This is a genomic window from Micromonospora sonchi, assembly GCF_014646235.1.
Lineage (GTDB): Bacteria > Actinomycetota > Actinomycetes > Mycobacteriales > Micromonosporaceae > Micromonospora > Micromonospora sonchi.
Genome location: NZ_BMNB01000001.1, coordinates 1 through 18,816, shown reverse-complemented (window position 1 = coordinate 18,816; position 18,816 = coordinate 1). Strand labels below are relative to the sequence as shown.

The 18,816-nt window shown below is 70.6% G+C and carries 20 protein-coding genes and 1 pseudogene; 8 read left to right on the top strand and 13 right to left on the bottom strand.

The window, feature by feature from the left end; translation table 11 throughout:
- Positions 1–116: 116 nt before the first annotated feature.
- The 3 genes from IEY61_RS00105 to IEY61_RS00095 all read right to left on the bottom strand — a co-directional run bounded on the left by IEY61_RS00105 (position 117) and on the right by IEY61_RS00095 (position 2,680).
- Positions 117–959 (bottom strand): hypothetical protein, encoded by an 843-nt coding sequence (locus tag IEY61_RS00105; protein ID WP_189040137.1) that lies wholly within the window; start codon positions 957–959, stop codon positions 117–119.
- Between the two features lie 171 nt (positions 960–1,130).
- Positions 1,131–1,931 carry a hypothetical protein gene (locus tag IEY61_RS00100; RefSeq protein WP_229705582.1) on the bottom strand — a complete coding sequence of 267 codons (801 nt, stop codon included), beginning with the start codon at positions 1,929–1,931 and terminating at the stop codon, positions 1,131–1,133.
- A 98-nt stretch (positions 1,932–2,029) separates the two neighbouring features.
- Positions 2,030–2,680, bottom strand: a complete 651-nt coding sequence (locus tag IEY61_RS00095; RefSeq protein WP_189040136.1) for a DUF4245 domain-containing protein — start codon at positions 2,678–2,680, stop codon at positions 2,030–2,032.
- Positions 2,681–2,845: 165 nt separating this feature from the next.
- On the opposite strand from IEY61_RS00095, the gene glpX reads away from it, so the two are divergent.
- Positions 2,846–3,871, top strand: a complete 1,026-nt coding sequence (glpX, locus tag IEY61_RS00090) for a class II fructose-bisphosphatase (protein WP_189040135.1) — start codon at positions 2,846–2,848, stop codon at positions 3,869–3,871.
- Positions 3,872–3,905: 34 nt separating this feature from the next.
- Positions 3,906–4,859, top strand: a complete 954-nt coding sequence (locus IEY61_RS00085) for a DMT family transporter (protein ID WP_189040496.1) — start codon at positions 3,906–3,908, stop codon at positions 4,857–4,859.
- Positions 4,860–4,897: 38 nt separating this feature from the next.
- Here the strand turns inward: IEY61_RS00085 and IEY61_RS00080 are convergent, their stop codons facing one another.
- The 5 genes from IEY61_RS00080 to IEY61_RS00060 form a co-directional block, all read right to left on the bottom strand.
- Entirely contained in the window at positions 4,898–5,551 is a 654-nt protein-coding gene (locus IEY61_RS00080) for a rhomboid family intramembrane serine protease (RefSeq protein WP_189040134.1), read from the bottom strand.
- 174 nt (positions 5,552–5,725) lie between these two features.
- The gene (locus IEY61_RS00075; protein ID WP_189040133.1) at positions 5,726–6,397 is read right to left on the bottom strand and encodes an aggregation-promoting factor C-terminal-like domain-containing protein; all 672 of its coding nucleotides are present in this window, start codon (positions 6,395–6,397) and stop codon (positions 5,726–5,728) included.
- A gap of 293 nt (positions 6,398–6,690) precedes the next feature.
- Entirely contained in the window at positions 6,691–8,103 is a 1,413-nt protein-coding gene (gene phoH2, locus IEY61_RS00070; RefSeq protein WP_189040132.1) for an RNA 5'-3' helicase PhoH2, read from the bottom strand.
- Positions 8,104–8,429: 326 nt separating this feature from the next.
- Positions 8,430–8,765: a hypothetical protein gene (locus tag IEY61_RS00065; RefSeq protein WP_189040131.1), complete on the bottom strand. Its 336-nt coding sequence runs from the start codon at positions 8,763–8,765 to the stop codon at positions 8,430–8,432.
- Positions 8,766–8,793: 28 nt separating this feature from the next.
- Positions 8,794–9,138: a hypothetical protein gene (locus IEY61_RS00060; RefSeq protein WP_189040130.1), complete on the bottom strand. Its 345-nt coding sequence runs from the start codon at positions 9,136–9,138 to the stop codon at positions 8,794–8,796.
- Between the two features lie 264 nt (positions 9,139–9,402).
- Between IEY61_RS00060 and IEY61_RS00055 the strand changes: the two genes are divergently transcribed.
- From IEY61_RS00055 to otsB, 3 genes are all read left to right on the top strand, one after another.
- Positions 9,403–9,843 (top strand): XRE family transcriptional regulator, encoded by a 441-nt coding sequence (locus IEY61_RS00055; RefSeq protein WP_189040129.1) that lies wholly within the window; start codon positions 9,403–9,405, stop codon positions 9,841–9,843.
- 160 nt (positions 9,844–10,003) lie between these two features.
- Complete coding sequence (locus IEY61_RS00050; protein ID WP_189040128.1) at positions 10,004–10,357, top strand: hypothetical protein; 354 nt, start codon at positions 10,004–10,006, stop codon at positions 10,355–10,357.
- Positions 10,358–10,425: 68 nt separating this feature from the next.
- A complete protein-coding gene (gene otsB, locus IEY61_RS00045) occupies positions 10,426–11,250 on the top strand; it encodes a trehalose-phosphatase (protein WP_189040127.1) in 825 nt (274 codons plus the stop codon).
- Between the two features lie 11 nt (positions 11,251–11,261).
- Here the strand turns inward: otsB and IEY61_RS00040 are convergent, their stop codons facing one another.
- The 3 genes from IEY61_RS00040 to IEY61_RS00030 form a co-directional block, all read right to left on the bottom strand.
- Entirely contained in the window at positions 11,262–12,032 is a 771-nt protein-coding gene (locus tag IEY61_RS00040) for an isoprenyl transferase (RefSeq protein ID WP_189040126.1), read from the bottom strand.
- A gap of 30 nt (positions 12,033–12,062) precedes the next feature.
- The gene (locus tag IEY61_RS00035) at positions 12,063–13,205 is read right to left on the bottom strand and encodes a geranylgeranyl reductase family protein (protein WP_189040125.1); all 1,143 of its coding nucleotides are present in this window, start codon (positions 13,203–13,205) and stop codon (positions 12,063–12,065) included.
- A gap of 105 nt (positions 13,206–13,310) precedes the next feature.
- Entirely contained in the window at positions 13,311–15,161 is a 1,851-nt protein-coding gene (locus tag IEY61_RS00030) for a phosphoenolpyruvate carboxykinase (GTP) (protein WP_189040124.1), read from the bottom strand.
- 425 nt (positions 15,162–15,586) lie between these two features.
- Here IEY61_RS00030 and IEY61_RS00025 point away from each other — a divergent pair, with 425 nt between their 5' ends.
- Together IEY61_RS00025 and IEY61_RS00020 are read left to right on the top strand one after the other, a co-directional pair.
- Entirely contained in the window at positions 15,587–16,114 is a 528-nt protein-coding gene (locus IEY61_RS00025) for a GtrA family protein (protein WP_189040495.1), read from the top strand.
- 63 nt (positions 16,115–16,177) lie between these two features.
- Entirely contained in the window at positions 16,178–16,891 is a 714-nt protein-coding gene (locus IEY61_RS00020; RefSeq protein ID WP_189040123.1) for a GtrA family protein, read from the top strand.
- 63 nt (positions 16,892–16,954) lie between these two features.
- Here IEY61_RS00020 and IEY61_RS00015 read toward each other — a convergent pair whose 3' ends face one another.
- A complete protein-coding gene (locus IEY61_RS00015) occupies positions 16,955–17,512 on the bottom strand; it encodes a PH domain-containing protein (RefSeq protein WP_189040122.1) in 558 nt (185 codons plus the stop codon).
- Between the two features lie 180 nt (positions 17,513–17,692).
- Positions 17,693–18,577, bottom strand: coding sequence for a biotin--[acetyl-CoA-carboxylase] ligase (locus tag IEY61_RS00010; protein ID WP_189040121.1), 885 nt, complete (start codon positions 18,575–18,577; stop codon positions 17,693–17,695).
- A gap of 76 nt (positions 18,578–18,653) precedes the next feature.
- On the opposite strand from IEY61_RS00010, the pseudogene IEY61_RS00005 reads away from it, so the two are divergent.
- Positions 18,654–18,816, top strand: a pseudogene (locus tag IEY61_RS00005) (methylmalonyl-CoA carboxyltransferase); the annotation flags it as partial.

Below are 18,816 nucleotides of genomic sequence, written 5' to 3'. Positions count from 1 at the left end.
CACGACGGGCTGAGCCCGACACGAGCGCGACGGGTTGGGCCTGGGACACGAGCGCAACGGGCTGAGCCCGGCACGAGCCACGGCCCGTGCCGGGTCGCGTGCCCGGGGCCGACCGCTCAGTCGAACAGGTTGTACAGCTCCGGCGGCGCCTCGACGACCTGGTCGGCTGAGGGCTTCTGCGCGGCCGTAGCGTTGCCGTAGTCGTGGTACGTGACCCGGATCTCCTGGGCCGCCGTCTCACCGGCGGCAGGCAGCTGAAGCACCAACTCGGTGAGCCGCCCCTGCGCGTCGGTCGTCGCGGTGAACGGCACCGAGTTCGCCTGTGCGCCGAGCACGGTGATCAGATCCTGGTCGAGCGATCCGGCCTCGGCGGCCTTCGACACGTCGATGGTGCCGGCGTACGCGCCGTCGCCGGTAACCCGTACCTCGGTGACAGCCTGGGTGAGCAGCTCGCTGCCGGCCGGGTCGACCCGGTCGAAGTCGAAGCCGATGTTGCGGTTGCCGCGGATGCGGTTCTGGTCGAGATGCTGGTACTTGCCGAGGTTGAGCTTGTCGCGCCCGGGCACCCCGTCCGCCGCCGCACCGCTGAGGTCCAGCTTGACCCAGCTGTCCGGCCGGGCGTGGACGAGGTCGAGGGTCATCGCCAGGTCGTCACCCGGTTCGCCGATGCGTACCCGCAGCTCAGCGCTCTGGCTCGGCTGGTGCACCTGCCCCTCGGCGGTGGATCCGGCGCCGGACATCCGGAACCGGAAGTTGCCGTTGCTGATCTCCCGCGTGGAATCCAGCAACGCTTGCTTGAGGTCGGTGGCCGGAGCGGCGTCGGCGTCCGGAGCGGTGGCGGTGGCGGACGGTGTGGCAGTGGCCCCGGCTGTACCGTCGCCGGTGGCGGCGCAGGCGGCGGCTCCGGGCGTGAGCAGCGCGGCGGCCATTAGGCCCGCGCTCATTCGTCGTACGCTCATCGATATCTCCCAGCAGGGTCAACCCGACGCGGCACGCGCCGGAGGCTCACCTCCCCCTGTTCCCTGCCAGCGGCTCGCGCAATCACCGCCAGGCTCGCCGCCCTGACGCGGAGCCACGGACACGAAACGGGGGCGAGCCGAGCCCGCCCCCGTTCGAGTACCACCGATCGTTTACTTGAACATGTCGTAGATCTGGTCGTTGGCGTCGATGACCTGGTCCGCCGACGGCTTCTCGGCGGCGGTCGCGGTGCCGTAGTCGCCGTAGGTGACCTTGATTTCCTGCGCCTTGATCTCGCCCGCCGCAGGCATGGAGAGGACCAGTTCGGTCAGCCGGCCCTCGGCGTCCAGCTTCGCGGTGAACGGGATCTCCTTGGCCTGGTCGCCCAGACCCTTGAGCATGTCCTCGTCGGCGGCGACCGAGTCCTTCACCGCGGTGAGGTCGACCTTGCCGCTGTACGCGCCCTCGCCGGTCTTCTGCACGTCGGTGACGCCCTTGAACATTGCTGCCGCGTCGGCCGGATCGGTGCCGTCCTTCAGCAGGTCGAGGTTCTTGTTCCCGGCGGCCTTGGTGGCGTCGAGGTGCTGGTACTTGTCCTTGATCGCATCCATGCCCGGGATCCCGGCGAACAGGTCACCCAGGTCGACCTTCACCCAGGTGTCCGGCTGGATCTGGATGAGCTCGAATTCCATGGCGAAGCCCTCGGCGCTCACCTTCATCGCCATCTGGGCGCTGTTGCTGGGCTTGTGGAACACGCCCGTGCCGGTCATCGAGTCGGCCGCGAGGGTGAACGTGAAGTTACCCTCGGCCAGGCCCTTGGTGGAGGCGATCAACGCCTCCTTCGGGTCGGCGGGAGCGGCCGACTCGGAGGAGGACGCGTTGGGCGAGTCGGCGGTGCCGGAGTTGCAGGCGGCCACGCCAGGAACGAGCAGCGTGGCGGCGATGAGGCCCACGCTCCAGCGTCGAATGTTCACAGATTGTCTCTCTTCAACCAGAAAAACCGCCCGGTCGATGTGCCGGCCGGGCATCGAACTCGGGGAGCGTAGCGGATCGGCCCGACATCCGGGGACGCTCAGTCCACGGCCCTGGCCATCTCCCGCAACTCGTTGTCCCGGGCGTCACCGATCACGATCACGGTGCGGCCCGGCTGGAGGAGCACCAGCGCCTGCTCGTTGCCCCGGGCGGTGTACCGCTGCCAGGTGCTGGCACCGAGGTCGGTCTGCCCCTGCGGCTGCCCCTCGTCGGTCAGCTCGGTGGGCAGCAATCGCTCCGGCGGTACGTTGCTCTGCACCATCTGGAGCCCCCGCCCCTCCGGTGTGACGTATCCCACGCGCAGGATCGCGCCGTCCTCGGCCGGTCGGTAGCTGGCCCGTACGGTCCGCCACCCCTCGCCCAGCCCGGTCGGTTCGCTCACCGGAAACGCCCCGGCCGACCGCGCCTGCTCGAAGGCCGACGCCGGGTCGACCGTGTTCGGCTGGTCTCCGCCGAGGAATCCCCGGTAGAAGGCGAGCAGCAGGACGATCGGCACCATCAGCACCAGCAACGAGATGGCCATGTCCCGCGGCGACCGCTCGGATCGGGCGGCGGGCGGGGCCGGCGGTGGCACGGCCGAGTGCGATCGTTCCTCGGGTACGTCCGGTCCGCCCGCCCGGTCGACGGCCGGCTGGTCGCTGGTCGACGGCGGGTCTACGGGTGCCCGGTCGGCGGGCTGTGCGGGTTCCACCCCACCATTCTCGCAGCCGCCCGACCGGCGGTATCCAGCCCATCACCGCCCCGCTCCGCCCCTGCATCCGCCATCGTGTGAGGATCAGGAGCACAGCCGGCAGTGGCCGTACCCTGGCCCGCCGGCCCGGTCGACCCCGCAACGCCGCGAGGAGGAGCCGTTTCGATGACGACCACCAGGACCCCCCAGAATCTCGACCGTAACCTCGCCCTCGACCTGGTCCGGGTCACCGAGGCGGCGGCCATGGCCGCCGGCCGGTGGGTCGGCCGGGGCGACAAGGAGGGCGGCGACGGCGCCGCCGTCGACGCCATGCGCAAGCTGATCAACTCGATTCCCATGCGGGGCGTGGTGGTGATCGGCGAGGGCGAGAAGGACAACGCGCCGATGCTCTTCAACGGCGAGGAGGTCGGTGACGGCAGCGGTCCGGAGGTGGACGTCGCGGTCGACCCGATCGACGGCACCACGCTGATGAGCAAGGGGATGCCGAACGCCCTGGCGGTGCTGGCCGTCGCCGAGCGGGGTGCGATGTTCGACCCGAGCGCCGTGTTCTACATGGAGAAGCTCGCCGTCGGCCCGATCTACGCGGACGTCGTGGACATCAACGCCGGAGTCGCCGAGAATCTGCGCCGGATCGCCCGGGTCAAGGGCACCGACGTGTCCGAGGTGACGGTCTGCGTCCTCGACCGGGCCCGGCACAACGAGCTGGTCGACCAGATCCGCCGAGCCGGCGCGGGCATCCGCTTCATCTCCGACGGCGACATCGCCGGTGCCATCGCCGCCGCTCGCGGCGAGAGCGGCGTCGACGTGTTGATGGGCATCGGCGGTACGCCGGAGGGCATCACCGCCGCCTGCGCCCTGAAGTGCATGGGCGGGATGATGCAGGCCAAGCTCTGGCCGCGCGACGACGCCGAGCGGGAGAAGGCGATCGCCGCCGGGCACGATCTGGACCGGGTGCTCACCACCGACGACCTGGTCGCCGGCGACAACTGTTTCTTCGTGGCCACCGGCATCACCTCCGGCGATCTGCTGCGCGGGGTGCGTTACCGGTCCGGTGGCGCGTACACCCAGTCGATCGTGATGCGCTCCAAGAGCGGCACGATTCGGGTGATCGACTCGTACCACCGGTTGGAGAAGCTGGCGCTCTACTCGGCGGTGGACTTCGACGGGCGACCACTGGCCGAGCAGACGTGATGGTGTGAGTGCGGCTGTGACGGTGGCCGCGCCGATGTTCTCGGCGCGCCGCCGGGCCGGCGCGGTGGGACTGGCGACGGTCGGCGGGTTCGCCGTGGCCGTCCAGTCGCGGATCAACGGGGAGTTGGGCGCGCGGCTGGGCGATGGCCTCGCCGCGGCGGTCGTCTCGTTCGGGCTGGGCCTGCTGGTGTTGTCGGTGCTGGTGCCCGCCACCCGCGGCGGGCGACGCGGGCTGCGCGCCCTGCGCGACGCGCTCACCAGCGGCACGCTGCGCCCCTGGCAGTGTCTCGGCGGCGCGTGCGGGGCGTTCCTGGTGTTCACCCAGGGCGCCACCGTCGGCGCTCTGGGTGTGGCCGTGTTCACCGTGGCGGTGGTCGCCGGACAGTCGGGCAGCAGTCTGGCCGTCGACCACGCCGGCATCGGCGTCGGCGGCCGGCAACCGGTGACCGCCGCCCGGCTGGGCGGAGCGGTGCTGACCGTGGCCGCGGTGCTGCTGGCCGTCGGCGACCGGCTGGGCCAGCCGGCAACTGTCGGCCTGGCCGTGCTACCCCTGTTGGCCGGTGTCGGGGTGGCCTGGCAGCAGGCGGTGAACGGACGGGTCCGGATGGTCTCGGGCAGCACCCTGACCGCCACTCTGGTCAACTTCACCGTCGGCACGGTCGTGCTGCTGGTCGCGTTCGGCGTCAGCCTCGCCCTGCGCGGTGGACCGCCCGGGAGCCTGCCCAGCGAACCCTGGCTCTACCTCGGCGGGTTGATCGGTGTGGCGTTCATCGCGGTGGCCGCGGCGGTGGTCCACTTCACCGGCGTACTCCTGCTCGGCCTGGCCACCATCGCCGGCCAGGTGGTCGGCGCGGTGCTGCTGGACGTGCTGCTTCCCACGGCGGCCTCTCGCCCGGACGGGACCACCCTTCTCGGGGCCCTGCTCACCCTCGTCGCCGTGGCGATCGCCGCGCTCGGCGGCCGGGTCGCGGGACGGGGCGATCGGTAGGGCCCGTGACCCGGGCAGGATCGGTCCGACGCGGGGGTTCAGGGCATGGTCATCGGCGACTCGGAGCGGTAGGGCCCGCCGAGGTCGGGCCGCCGGCGGCGGAAAATGATCGCCGCCACGATGCCGCCCAGCAACCCGAACAGGTGCCCCTGCCAGGAGATCCGCTCGTCAGTCGGCAGGACGCCGACCAGTTGACCGCCGTAGAGGAGACCGACCAGCAGGAAGACGGCGAAGTTCCACCAACTGCGCTCGAAGATGCCCCGGGTCAGCAGGATGCCGAGGTAGCCGAAGATCACGCCGCTGGCGCCCACGACGATCGTGCTGGGCGACCCGGTGAACCACACACCCAGGCCGCTGACCAGCACGATCACCAGGGTGGACCAGAGGAACCGCCGGGCACCCGCAGCCAGCACGAAGGTGCCGAGCAGGATCAGCGGGATGCTGTTGCTGTAGAGGTGGTCGAAGCCGTGGTGCAGGAACGGCGAGAAGAAGACGCCGTCCAGGCCGTCGATGCGCTGCGGGATGATGCCGGCGGCGGCGTCGAACCCGGCACCGAGCCACTGGTCGAGGCCCTCGATCAGGAACAGCACCGGCACCACCGCGCACATGGCGACGAAGGCCCGGCCGATGGACGCGTAGAAGGCCTCGGTGCCGAACTGATGCGGGTCGCCGCTTCCCGGGTGCAGGGTCACCCGTCAAGAGCTATCAGCAAACGACGACAGCCGCCACTTTTCGCCCCGCCGAGCCGACCCACCGCCCGTCCGGGACATTGCCGAACCGACCCGGCCCGCCGCGGTTGCGGGTGACAGCCGACGGGCGGGGGCCGCCGGTCACCCGGTTGGCCCCCGCCCGTCGGCGTGGTCAGGTCAGTACCATCCCTTGTTCTGCGAGTGCGTCCAGGCGTTGCAGGGGGTGCTGTAGCGGCCCTCGATGTAGCCGAGCCCCCACTTGATCTGGGTCACCGGGTTGGTCTCCCAGTCGGCGCCGACCGAGGCCATCTTGCTGCCCGGCACCGCCTGTGGAATGCCGTACGCACCGGAGGACCGGTTGTGGGCCTTCGGGTTCCAGCCGCTCTCCTTGTTCCACAGCCGGTCCAGGCAGGGGAACTGGTCGATCTTGAAACCCGCGTCGATCATCAGCGCGCAGCCGGTCTTCCGGTTGCCGCCGTACTCCTTGCAGGAGGCCGGAACCGGGCCGTCGTACGGCTTGAGGGCCCGCTCTGCGGCCTCCTTGGCCGCCTTCTCCTCGGCGGCCTTCTTGCGCGCCGCCTCCTCGGCCTTGCGGGCCCTCTCGGCGGCGGCCCGGGCCCGCTTCCTGACCTCGGCGGCCTGCTGCCGCGCGGCCCGCACCTGGCGGGAGACCTGCTGTTCCTGCCGGTAGTCGACGTCGATCTGGGTGACGCTACCGGCCACCTGCGCCCCGGCATCGGTGCGCAGCGACTCACGATCCTCGCTGAGATAGAAACCGCCGGCCACGCCCACGGAGAGCAGCGCTACAGCAGCGCCGCGGGCAACGAACCGGCTCCACGGCCGACTCACGAGGTGATCCCTTCGTCGGGGTCAGGGACGCGGCGTGACCACAGCCCGTCCTGGACGGAAGCGCGCCGCGGGCACCCGTGACCGGGGGTAGCCGGTCACCGTCGACGCACCGGTCCGCCTGCCGGCGAGCCGTCCGTCCCCTTCCGGGGTGAACGATCACCAGCGATACGCAAGGTGCGTGGGGAGCCCGTGGGACACAATCGCGCACAGTGAGGCTGATGGGAAACGCTCGGGATCAATTGTGATGTGGGTCACTCAGGCAATCGCCCCGAAAAGGGTTGAAGCGGGCATCGTTACGGGATGTCCTCCAGCAGATCCGTCACCATCGCGGCGATCGGCGACCGCTCCGAACGGCTCAGCGTGACGTGCGCGAAGAGCTGATGGCCCTTCAGCGCTTCGATCACCGCGGTCACGCCGTCGTGCCGACCGACCCGGAGATTGTCCCGCTGGGCGACGTCGTGGGTCAGCACCACCCGGGAGCCCTGACCGATCCGGGAGAGCACGGTCAGCAGGACCCCACGCTCGAGCGACTGGGCCTCGTCGACGATGACGAAGGCGTCGTGCAGGCTCCGGCCGCGGATGTGGGTCAGCGGCAGCACCTCGAGCAGCCCGCGCGAGACGACCTCCTCCATCACGTTCTCGTGCACCACGGCACCGAGCGTGTCGAAGACCGCCTGCGCCCAGGGCGACATCTTCTCCGACTCCGAGCCGGGCAGGTAGCCCAGTTCCTGGCCGCCGACGGCGTACAGCGGGCGGAAAACGATCACCTTCTTGTGCCGGCGGCGCTCCATCACCGCCTCCAGGCCGGCACAGAGGGCGAGGGCCGACTTTCCGGTGCCGGCCCGGCCGCCGAGCGAGACGATGCCGATCGACTCGTCGAGCAGCAGATCGAGGGCGATCCGCTGCTCGGCGGAGCGCCCGTGCACGCCGAACGCCTCACGGTCGCCGCGCACCAGCCGGACGGTCTTGTCCGGGAGCACCCGGCCGAGCGCCGAACCCCGGGTCGAGTGCAACACCAGGCCGGTGTGGCAGGGCAGCCCGGCCGCCGCGTCCGCGTCGATGGTCTCGCCGCCGTAGAGCTGGGCGATCGCGTCCTCGCCCAGTTCCAGCTCGGCCATCCCGGTCCAGGTCGGATCGCTCGCCTGGCCGTGCCGGTACTCGTCGGCGCGCAGCCCGACCGAGGCGGCCTTCACCCGCAACGGCATGTCCTTGCTGACCAGCGTCACCTCCCGCCCCTCGGCGGCGAGGTTCAGCGCGACGGAGAGGATCCGAGCATCGTTGGACTCGTTGCGGAACCCCGGTGGCAGCACCCCGTCGTCGGTGTGGTTGAGCTCCACCCGCAGCGTGCCGCCGTCCTCGTTGGCGGGTACGGGCTGATCCAGCCGGCCATGGCGCACCCGCAACTCGTCCAACATGCGCAGCGACTGCCGGGCGAACCAGCCCAGCTCGGGGTGATGTCGCTTGCCCTCCAGTTCGGAGATCACCACCAGGGGGAGCACCACCTCGTGCTCGGCGAAGCGGTGGAACGCCGCCGGATCACTGAGCAGGACGGAGGTGTCCAGAACGAAGGATTGGCCCGCTGGTCGGGGCTCCCTGGTGTCGGCCCGCCCGGTGGCCGCGGCACGGCGGCTCCGGGTGGTGCGGCGGGTCGTGGCAGTCGCGGCCGGCCCCTGGTCGGCACCGGCGGTCGTACGGCGAGTCGTCACAGGCCTGCTCCGGCGGATGGGCACCCGGCCACCCGCGGTCCGCCTCCTCCGGTGCCCGGCGGACACGGGGTCGGATGCGGGCCCCGTGCGCGAGGTCGCAGGCCGGGTGGGCCGGCTGGCCCGGGCCAACCCCGCGCCATGCCTAGACGCTAGCTGCCCGCATCCCGTCCCGGCTAGTGCCCTGGATGAACCGGCCGGGATGCATGCCCCCTGCGCGCATCCCGGCCGGTGGAGCCACCGTCACCGGTCTGACCGTGGCCCCGGCGGCGCCGGCCCGTCGGAGACGGCGCGCCGCGGCGAGACGGGCCGAGGCCCGTCGACCGGTCTCAGCCGTTCCGTCGAACGAGGGTGCCGGTCGGGTGCCGCCCGGTGACCGAGGCGGCCGGCTCCGCGAACGACGATCCGGTGTACGTGGTGCCCGAGCGAACCACCGTGGCGGAGACCCGGGTGGCGGGGGGCGTCGTGACGGCGAGGGCGGAGGCGATCGCGGCCTGGGCCTCCCGGCGGCGTCGGTTCCACGCCCCGCGGTCACCGTCGAAGTAGCCCTGCCGATAGCCGAAGCGGTAGCCGATCCGGTAGCTGAGCTGCCCGTGCAGCCGCCCGGCGGCGTAACTCGTGGCGGCGAGCACGAGGACCAGGAAGATCGCGAGGAAGGGGCTCATCCGGCCGCTCCGATCCCTCGCGCGCGCCTCATCGCTCCTCCGGCTCGATCGTGGTGGGGTCGGCGACCAGCAACCGGTCGAGATCGTCGGTGCCGATCTCCTCCACCAGCTCGACACTGATCCGGCAGCCGTCCAGGACCACTTCGGCCACCGACGACCGGCGTATCTCCCCACCGGCGTCGTAGACCCGGACGCTGAGTTCCGGGCAGCCGAGGTGGGTCCGCCAGGAGTTCCATTCGGCCCGGTCGCCGACGCTCAACGAGAGGTAGCGACAGCCCCGAGCAAGGTAGAGGCGCCAGGGCGCGCTCAACCCGGCCGCGACGCCCGCTGCGACCAGACCAAAGGCCTGGGCGCGGGTGGCGAGTTCGGTCACCAGGCCCCCCTCGGACCGGGCGCGTGACGCTGGCGACGACCACTCGTCTCATGCGCGTGACACACCGTAGGTTGTCCCATGCACGTGACAGTAGCAGCTTTCCCCTTGTTTGCCTCTACACCTACGCACATCTATCCTGCCCAGGTGACACCCCTCGACAACAGTGCTACATCGGTAACCCGACAGCCGGCCCCGGCGTCACGCAAGCGTGACAAAGGCACGCCGGGGGCCTCCGATCAGGCCGGCCAGCCGTACGGTCACGAGGTGACCGAGACGGCCAACGCGCGGAAGATCGCCTTCGCCACCTTCGTCCGGCGGGCCCTCGCCGAGGCCCGCGCGACCCGGGCCTGGAGCGGCACCGAGGTGGCCCGGCGCACCGGCGTCTCGCGCCAGACGATCAACCGCTGGGTCCGTGGCGACTGGGCGAGCGACCCGGCCGCCGAACGGGTGGCTTCGTTCTGCGAGGGCCTCGGCCTCGACCCCGCCGCGGCGTTCGCGGCACTGGGCTGGGACCGCAAGACCTCCCCCCGGGACGCCCCGACCCCGCCGCCGATGGATCCCGACGTCGAGGCGTTGCTGCGCCGACTGGTCGACCCGGAGGTCTCGGACGCGGAGAAATTCCACATCCGAGAAACCATCCGTTACCTCGCATACCGTCCGACCCTTCCGACGAATGTCCGAAAACGAGGGGACGCGGCCGGCTAGTTCCTCAGATGGCGAAAGAACGGCAGGTCAGGATCATTCGTTTCGCTACGGGGCCGGAACGGGCGCGCTAGCGTCCGTATTCGTACTGCTTGGGCTCGTCGTCGGCGGGGGGACGGGACAAGGCCGAACCCAGCCCTGCGGGACAGAAGGAGGGTCTCTCATGACCCTGAAGTGGTTGACAGTCGTGGTCGCAACGGTCTCGTTGACGCTGTGCGCCACCGGAAACGCGGTGACCCTGGCCCTGAACGGCGGGGAGTTACCCCTGCTCGTGAACCTCCTCGCGCTCGTCACCGCAGGCACCTCGGTCATCCTGGCCGTGGTCGCCGAGTTGCACGACCGGCTCAACGACCGGCTCACCGCGCTCACCGAGTTCCTGGTGGAGCGGCTCCGCGAAATCGAGGCGCACACCGGCGATCGGAACACCGGTTTCGTGGAGGGTTACCTGCTCAGCCACGGTCAGGAGGCAGCCGTGGTGCCGTTCGGACGCCGAGGGCGGGGGGCCGCGGAACGCTGATCCCACCGCCGCCGCGCGCAACTTCCACGCCGGGATTGACCCGCGGAACCCGGGGTACGCTGTCGCGCGTGCCACCGTTGAACCTGAACAGCTCCCAGCCGAAGATCCCGCTGAACGCCGACCTGGCCTGGCGAACCACCGCCGACCGGGCGACCGAGACAATCCTCTTCTTCGACTTCGACGGCACACTCGCGCCGGTCGCCGACGATCCGACGAAGGTACAGCCCGCACCGAAGGTGTTGGCCGCCATCGAGGCACTCGCCCGGGTGGTACGGCGGGTCGCGATCGTCTCCGCCCGGCCGGTGGAGTTCCTCCGGGACCACTTCGACGGGCTGCCCGGCGTCGACCTCTACGGGCTCTACGGCCTGGAGCACAGCCACTCCGGCGGTCCCACCGTGACCGAGCCGGCCGCCCTGCCGTGGGTGCCCACCATGGCCCAACTCGCCGACCTGGCCCGCGCCGAGCTGCCGCCGGGCACCCTCGTCGAGTACAAGCGGCTCTCCGTGGCCCTGCACTGGCGCACCGCACCGCACCTCGCCGCCACCGTCGAGGAGTGGGGGCACGCGCAGGCCGAACGCCTCGGCCTACGGGTACAGGTCGGGCGGATGGTGCTGGAGGTCAAGCCGCCGGTCGACCGGGACAAGGGCATGGTGATCGACGAACTGGTGCAGGGGACGGGCGGAGCCTGGTACTTCGGCGACGACGTCTCCGACATCAAGGCGTTCGCCGCGCTGCGGGCCCGGGCCGCCGCCGATCCGGACTTCCTGGGCGTCTGCGTCGCCGTCGCCAACCCCGAGACCGGGCACGAGGTGGCCGAGGCCGCCGATCTCACCATCGACTCGCCGGCCGCGCTGGGTGATTTCCTGACCACAGCCGTCCACCACCTCACCTGAGGGGTGGCCGGTCAGACCCCGTAGCGGCGCTGGCGGTTCGCGTACGAGCGCAGTGCGCGGAGAAAGTCGACCCGGCGGAAGTCCGGCCAGTTCAGTTCGCAGAAGTAGAACTCCGAATGCGCCGACTGCCAGAGCATGAAGCCCGAGAGGCGCTGCTCCCCACTGGTCCGGATGATCAGATCCGGATCCGGCAGGCCCCGGGTGTACAGGTGCTCCGAGATGTCGTCGGCGTCCAGCGACCCGGCCAGTTCCTCCAGCGTGCCGCCGTTCGCCGCCTGTTCCAGCAGGAGCGAGCGCACCGCGTCGATGATCTCCCGCCGGCCGCCGTACCCGACCGCGATGTTCACCTGGGCGGCGCCGGAGCGTTCCCGGGTCCGCTCCTCGGCGGCCTTGAGGGCCGCCGCGAGGCCCGCCGGCAGGACGTCGAGCGCGCCCACCATGCGCAGCCGCCAGGGATTGGTCTCCTCGGCCAACTCGGTGGTCAGATCCTCGATGATCTTGAGCAGCGGATCCAGCTCCGCCGCCGGCCGGGACAGGTTGTCGGTGGAGAGCAACCAGAGCGTCACGTGCCCCACGCCGGCCGCATCACACCAGCGCAGGAGCTCCTTTATCCGCTCGGCGCCCATGCGGTGCCCGTCGTTCGGGTCGACAAAGCCCATCTCCCGGGCCCACCTGCGGTTGCCGTCACACATCACGCCGACGTGACGGGGCACCGGGCAACCCGCGAGCTTGGCCGTCAGCCGCCGCTCGTACACGGAGTAGAGAAGTTTCCGCAGAGTCATCACTTGCAGAGTAGCGAGCCGGCACGCGGATCAGTGTGTCGGTGGCCGATGCCGCGCCGAGAGGCCGAGAGCGATCAGTCCCAACGTCCTCCCGTTCAGCAGACCATCGCCCAGCCCCAGTTCGACCACCGTGTCGAAGACCCGCTCGTCCCGACCGGCCGCCCGCACCGCCGCGTCGACGATCCGGACATGCCGGGCCAGCCAGGCCGCCATCGAGCTGTGCCACAGGTGGGTACCGAGCCGGCGGCGCAGCGTCAGCGCGTACCGCCGGGCGGCCTGCTCGGGTGCGCTGGCCGCGGCCACGCCGGCGAGGGCGCCGGAGCGCAGCGCGTAGAAGATCCCCTCACCGGTGAACGGGTTGATCAGCGACAGCGCGTCGCCGGCGAGGAGTACCCGACCGCGTCCGGGCACCGGCCGGAAGGTGGACAGCGGCAGGTGGTGGGCCCGCAGCCCGGTCACCCTTCCCGGTTCGGTGCCGGGTAGCAGGGCGGCGAGCCGGTCGAGCAGATGGGCCCGGCTCAGCGCCTCACCCCGCAGCACCTCCCCGTAACCGACGTTCGCGCGGCCGTCACCGATCGGAAAGGACCAGGCGTACGCCGGCCAACGGGCGGCCGAGGTGACGATGAGCTGCACCGGCGGACCGGGCGGTGCGGGTGCGTATCCCCGGATCGCCAGCGCCAGGTGACGATCGGGATTGGCGCGCTGACCCAACGCCCGGCGGACCACGGACCCGGCGCCGTCCGCGCCGACGAGCACCCGCGCGGAGATCTCACCGTCGAGTACCACCCGATCGGGCCGCGCCTCGACCCGGCGCACCGCACGACGGCGCAGCAGCGCACCGGCGTCGACCGCCGCCGCCACCAGCCGGGCGTCGAAGACCTGCCGCGGCACCGTGTACGCGGGCCTCGGCAGCGCCCGGGCCACCGCACCGCCACCCGGGGCGACCAGCCGCAGCGCCGGCACCGGCGGATGGCCGGCCACGGCGTCGGCCACCCCCAGTTCGGCGAGTACGTCCAGGGCGTGCGCGGCGATGCCGTCACCGCACGCCTTGTCCCGCGGGAAGTCGGCGCGGTCCAGCAGGAGCACACCGGCCCCTGCCCGCCGGGCCGCCAACGCGGCAGCCGCCCCGGCCGGCCCCGCCCCGACCACCACCACGTCGAACTCGTCGCGCATCTCCCCCTCCTCCGGTATCCCCGATAGCCCCCGGCGGACGGCCGCCGGACCTCGGTCTCGGCGGCCGTCCTCATGGCATTCGATGCTGCCCGGACCGGGCGTGAATCACACCCCCCGCTGCGGCTGCTCCGCGTCGAGTCGGGCCCGCAGGGCGTCCAACTCGGCCCACAGCACGCCGGGCAGCTTGTCGCCGAACTTCTCGAACCACTCGGTGACGAGCGGCAGTTCGTTCCGCCACTCGCCCGGGTCGACCTTCAGGGCGATCCGGACGTCCTCCGGGGTCATGTCCAGGCCCTCGACGTCGAGGGCGTCCGGCGCGGGGACCATCCCGATCGGGGTCTCCACGGCGTCCGCCCGGCCCTCGATCCGCTCGATGATCCACTTGAGCACCCGGGCGTTCTCGCCGAAGCCGGGCCAGAGGAAGTTGCCCTCCGGGTCCTTGCGGAACCAGTTGACGTAGTAGATCCGCGGCAGCTTCGACTCGTCGCCGTCGGCACCCTTGCTCATCTCGATCCAGTGCCGGAAGTAGTCGCCGGCGTGGTAGCCGATGAACGGCAACATCGCCATCGGGTCGCGGCGGACCACGCCCACCGCGCCGGAGGCGGCGGCGGTGGTCTCCGAGGAGAGCGTGGCGCCCAGGTAGACGCCGTGCGCCCAGTCCCGGGCCTCGGTCACCAGCGGAACGGTGTCGCGGCGCCGGCCGCCGAACAGGATCGCGTCGATCGGCACCCCGTTGGGGTTGTAGTAGTCCTCGGCGAGGATCGGGCACTGCGTGATCGGGGTGCAGAACCGGCTGTTGGCGTGCGAGGAGAGCTCATCGCTCTCCGGCGTCCAGTCCCGGCCCTTCCAGTCGATCAGGTGGGCGGGCGGGTCACCCATGCCCTCCCACCAGACGTCCCCGTCGTCGGTGAGGCCGACATTGGTGAAGATGGAATTGCCCCGGTCCAGCGTCCGCATCGCGTTGGCGTTGCTCTTCCACCCGGTGCCCGGCGCGACGCCGAAGAGGCCGTACTCGGGGTTGACCGCGTACAGCCGGCCGTCCGGGCCGAACCGCATCCAGGCGATGTCGTCGCCGATCGTCTCGACCTTCCAGCCCGGGATGGTCGGCTCGAGCATGGCCAGGTTGGTCTTGCCACAGGCCGAGGGGAACGCCCCGGCGACGTGGTAGACCCGCCCCTCCGGGGAGGTGATCTTGAGAATCAGCATGTGCTCGGCGAGCCAGCCCTCGTCGCGTCCCATCACACTGGCGATCCGCAGCGAGTAGCACTTCTTGCCGAGCAGTGAGTTGCCTCCGTAGCCGGAGCCGAAGGACCAGATCTCCCGGGTCTCCGGGAAGTGCGAGATGTACTTCGTGTCGTTGCACGGCCAGACGATGTCCTGCTGCCCCGGGGCCAGCGGCGCGCCGATCGAGTGCAGCGCGTGTACGAAGTCCGCGTCGTCGCCCATCGCCTCAAGGATCTTGGCACCCATCCGCGTCATGATCCGCATGGAGGCGACCACGTACGGGCTGTCCGTGATCTCCACGCCGAACATCGGGTTCTCGGCCTCGACCGGGCCCATGACGAACGGGATGACGTACATCGTCCGCCCACGCATCGAACCGCGGTACAGATCCGTCATGACGCGCTTCATCTCGGCGGGCGCCATCCAGTTGTTGGTGGGTCCGGCGTCCGCCTCGTCGACGGAGCAGATGAACGTACGCTCCTCGACCCGCGCGACGTCCGTCGGATCCGTCCGCGCGTAGAACGAGTTGGGCTTCTTTTCGGGATTCAGGCGGACGAGAGTTCCCGCCTCGACCAGCCCGTCGGTGAGCCGACGCCATTCCTGATCGGACCCGTCCACCCAGACAACCTGGTCAGGGGTGGTCAGTTCAGCGACCTCACGGACCCAGGCGAGCAGTTTGGGGTGGGAAGTCGGGGCCTGATCGATACCCCGAACGGTGGCCGGAGCAACCATGACACATCTCCTTGTGGTCGACGCTGACCGGTCTATGGAGTGCACGAGTATCGGCGGCGCACTGCGTCGCCTCGTGGAAACCCGGGATTGGGCTCAGCGTAAACCGGTGGACCTCGTCAGTCAGTGGGACCGGTTGTGAACAACTGCACAAGGTACGGCCACGCTGCGGCTTCACGAGCCTTTACCCGCTTTCGCGCGCAGCTTCACGCAAATCCTGCGGCGGACCTTCGCTGGGGCGCGCCAGGCTCGGGCCGGTGCCGAGGCTCCGCGACCAGACGACCGCGAGGACAAGCAACTCCGGAGTCCACAGCCGGCGGTTACGCTCCGTTCGTGCTCGTTCGTCTCGCCGTCCCGGTGGCCCCCGCTGGCCGTTGCTACCCGTCCACGTGGCCGCCAACCGGTACGCTCGCACGGTGGCCGCCACGATGACCGGGGAGTCCGACTCCCCGCCGACCCGCCCGGGCCTGGTGCATTCGCTGCTGGACCGGTTCGGTCATCTCGTACGGGAGTTGAGCAAGTTCGCCACCGTGGGCGGGGTCGCCTTCCTCCTCGACTTCGTCCTGTTCAACTACCTGATCGGCCCGCAGGGCGTCGAGCAGCTCACCGCGAAGACCATCTCCACGGTGGTCGCGGCGACCTTCGCCTTCCTGGGCAACCGGTTCTGGACCTGGCGGCACCGCAAGCGCTCCAACCCGGCCCGTGAGTACGCCCTGTTCTTCGTCTTCAACGCGGTCGGCCTGGGCATCGCGGTCGCCTGCCTGGCCATCAGCCGGTACGGGCTCGGCAGCATCTGGCCGGAGATCTTCCAGAACCGACTCGCCGACAACATCGCCAGCTACGTCGTGGGCACCGGGCTCGGGACGATGTTCCGCTTCTGGTCGTACCGGCGGTTCGTCTTCGTGGAACCGGGAACTCCAACCGTCGCGGAAGTGAACCGGGATCCCCGGGCGTGAGCTGTCGCCCACCGACCCGGACGAAACCAGCCGACCTCAGCCCACTGCCCTAAGGTGTTTTCCATGCCTCTCGCCCGACTGCTGCCTGAGCGCTGGCAGAAGTTTCTCCACGAGGCGTTCAAATTCGGCCTGGTCGGCGGCATCAACACGGTCATCAATTACGCCGTGTTCAACGCGCTTGCACTCACCGTTTTCGTCGACGGCCAACTGAAGGCGACGGCGGTTGCCACCGTGGTGGCGACCATCACGTCGTATCTGATGAATCGGCACTGGACGTACCGGGATCGTCCTAAATCTGCCCTACGTCGCGAATACGTTCTTTTCTTCTTTTTCAACGGTGTGGGCCTGCTGATCGAACTCGGCGTACTCGCCGCCGCCAAGTACGGACTGGGCGTGACCGGCCTGTTGGCGTTGAACATCGCCAAGACCGGCGGTGTGGTGCTGGCGACCCTGTTCCGCTTCTGGTCGTACCGCACCTTCGTCTTCCAGCCCGCGGCGCCCCCGGAGGCCGCTCAGACGTGGCAGGGCCTGCCGCGCGACGAGTGGGACACGATGGCCGGGATGGACCCCGTCGCCGACCTCGCCGAGTCCGTCACGGAGTTGGAGGAAGAGGAGCCACCGGCCGGGCAGCCGGGCCTCACCCCCCGGCCGCTCCAGCCCAGGGCCAGGTCGCTGAGTACCGAGGCCGAACTGACCGCAGCGCTGGACAGGGACTTCGAAGCCGAACTGGCCCAATTCCAGGCCGCCCCGACGTCACGCCGCTTCCGCCGCCGCTGACCCGACCGCCCTCGTTTGACCGGCGGGCGTGCGGGTCAGCCGGGCAAGAGGTCGACGGGTTGGTCAGGCACCGGCACTCCGGTCGCGCTCGGCGAGGATCTCGCGCAACTCACCGTCGCCCAGCGAGTGCTTGTCGTGGAACGCCTCGACGAGTTCGTAGAGCTTCGTCTGGACCCGGTCCACCTTCGGCACGTCGACCAGCACGGACTGGCCCCGCTCACCGGCCGACTCGATGGTCAGGGTGCCGTAGCCCAGCAGGCGCCCGGCGAAACGCTGGTTCATCGAGTGGTCGTTGACCCGACTGAGCGGGATGTCCCGCCGTTCCCGGGAGAAGACCCCGTGCTGGAGCACCACCCGCTCGTTGGTGAACAGGTAGTGCGTGGTGCGCCAGGAGATGTAGGGCCAGAGGGTCAGGCACAACACCGCCAGCACGGACAGGCCACCGATCACGGCGAGCGTTATCGAGCCACCCCCGCCGGAGGGGAGAAACAGGACACCGGCCGCCACCGCGGCGATGGCGAGCACCAGCACCGCCACCGGCCGGATCAGGGCCTTCCAGTGTGGGTGCAGGTGCAGCACGACGTGCTCGTCCTCGGTGAGCACGTCCTCGGGAAACGCCACGGAAACCTCCTCGCAGAACCGGACGCGCAGACGCTAACCCCCCACCGCCACTCGCCACATCCACCACCCGGCCACGCGCCACCCTCCGGACTCCGCGATCTTGCACTTTCGGTCGCCGTTTTGCAGCGTACGGCCCGATTTGCCCCGACAAAAAGTGCAAGATCGGCGAGGAGGTGGGGGTCAGCGGAGGTGGAGGAGGTCGGCGGCGGGGATGGAGTGGGTAGTGGGGGTGGGAGGGGGGGTGGTCAGGAGTAGGTGGCCGTCCTGGTCGATGGTGGTGGCGGTGCCGATGCGGGTGGTGCCGTCGGGAAGCAGGGCGCGGACCTCGCGGCCGACGGTGTCACACACCGCCAGGTACGCGTCGCGCAGGCCGCTGGCCGTCGCGTCGCCGCCAGCGGACCGCCAGCGGGCGTACCAGTCGGCGAGGGAGCGGAGCAGCGCGCGCAGCAGCGGATCCCGGTCGGTGGCGGTGGCGCCGGCCAGGTGCAGCGAGGTGGCCGGCAGACCGGTCGGGTGTTCCGGCAACTCGTCGGCGCGCAGCGTGACGTTCAGCCCGACACCGAGCACGACCGCGGGCGGGTCGCCGGGCATGGGGCCGGGCACCGCCTCGGCGAGGATCCCGGCGCACTTGGCCCCGCCGATGAGCAGGTCGTTCGGCCACTTCAGGACGGCGTCCAGCTCGGCCAACCGGTTCACCGCCTCGACCAGCGCCACGCCGGCCAGCAACGGCAGCCAGCCGTACCTCGCGGGTGGTGCGGGCAGCCAGCCGCGGTCCGGAGCGGCCTGTCCGGGCCGCAGCAGCACGCTGGTCGCGATGCCGGCGCGCGGCGGTGACTGCCAGGCCCGCCCGCGCCGCCCCCGCCCCGCGGTCTGCTGCTCGGCGACCACGACCAGGCCCTCCGGCTCCCCGGCCTGGGCTGCCGCGGTGACATCGGCGTTGGTGGAGCCGGTCTCGGTACGCAGCTCCAAACGTGCCCACGGGCCGTACGGCGCGACCAGCGCCCGGCGCAGCCGCGCCGCCGACAGCGGCGGGCGATCCAGATCGGTGTACGGCGAACGCGGCATCCCGCCAGCCTACGACTGCGCCACTGAGGCGCACCGCACACCGTCGACTGACCTGAACCATCGTTATATTCCCTGAGTGGCTACCGAGGCGGGGATCAGCATCCACAGCACCGCGGGTAAGTTGGCGGACCTGACGCGTCGGGTCGAGGAAGCGGCACACGCCGGGTCGGCCCGCGCGGTGCAGAAGCAGCATGCCAGGGGTAAGAAGACCGCCCGGGAACGGATCGGGATGCTGCTGG

What these genes read in the sequence shown, in the direction of transcription:
- IEY61_RS00105 (WP_189040137.1), bottom strand. Translation starts at nt 959, where the DNA reads ATGAGCGTACGACGAATGAGCGCGGGCCTAATGGCCGCCGCGCTGCTC.
- glpX (WP_189040135.1), top strand. Translation starts at nt 2,846, where the DNA reads ATGACGACCACCAGGACCCCCCAGAATCTCGACCGTAACCTCGCCCTC.
- IEY61_RS00085 (WP_189040496.1), top strand. Translation starts at nt 3,906, where the DNA reads ATGTTCTCGGCGCGCCGCCGGGCCGGCGCGGTGGGACTGGCGACGGTC.
- IEY61_RS00065 (WP_189040131.1), bottom strand. Translation starts at nt 8,765, where the DNA reads ATGAGCCCCTTCCTCGCGATCTTCCTGGTCCTCGTGCTCGCCGCCACG.
- IEY61_RS00050 (WP_189040128.1), top strand. Translation starts at nt 10,004, where the DNA reads ATGACCCTGAAGTGGTTGACAGTCGTGGTCGCAACGGTCTCGTTGACG.
- IEY61_RS00040 (WP_189040126.1), bottom strand. Translation starts at nt 12,032, where the DNA reads ATGACTCTGCGGAAACTTCTCTACTCCGTGTACGAGCGGCGGCTGACG.
- IEY61_RS00035 (WP_189040125.1), bottom strand. Translation starts at nt 13,205, where the DNA reads ATGCGCGACGAGTTCGACGTGGTGGTGGTCGGGGCGGGGCCGGCCGGG.
- IEY61_RS00030 (WP_189040124.1), bottom strand. Translation starts at nt 15,161, where the DNA reads ATGGTTGCTCCGGCCACCGTTCGGGGTATCGATCAGGCCCCGACTTCC.
- IEY61_RS00025 (WP_189040495.1), top strand. Translation starts at nt 15,587, where the DNA reads ATGACCGGGGAGTCCGACTCCCCGCCGACCCGCCCGGGCCTGGTGCAT.
- IEY61_RS00020 (WP_189040123.1), top strand. Translation starts at nt 16,178, where the DNA reads ATGCCTCTCGCCCGACTGCTGCCTGAGCGCTGGCAGAAGTTTCTCCAC.
- IEY61_RS00010 (WP_189040121.1), bottom strand. Translation starts at nt 18,577, where the DNA reads ATGCCGCGTTCGCCGTACACCGATCTGGATCGCCCGCCGCTGTCGGCG.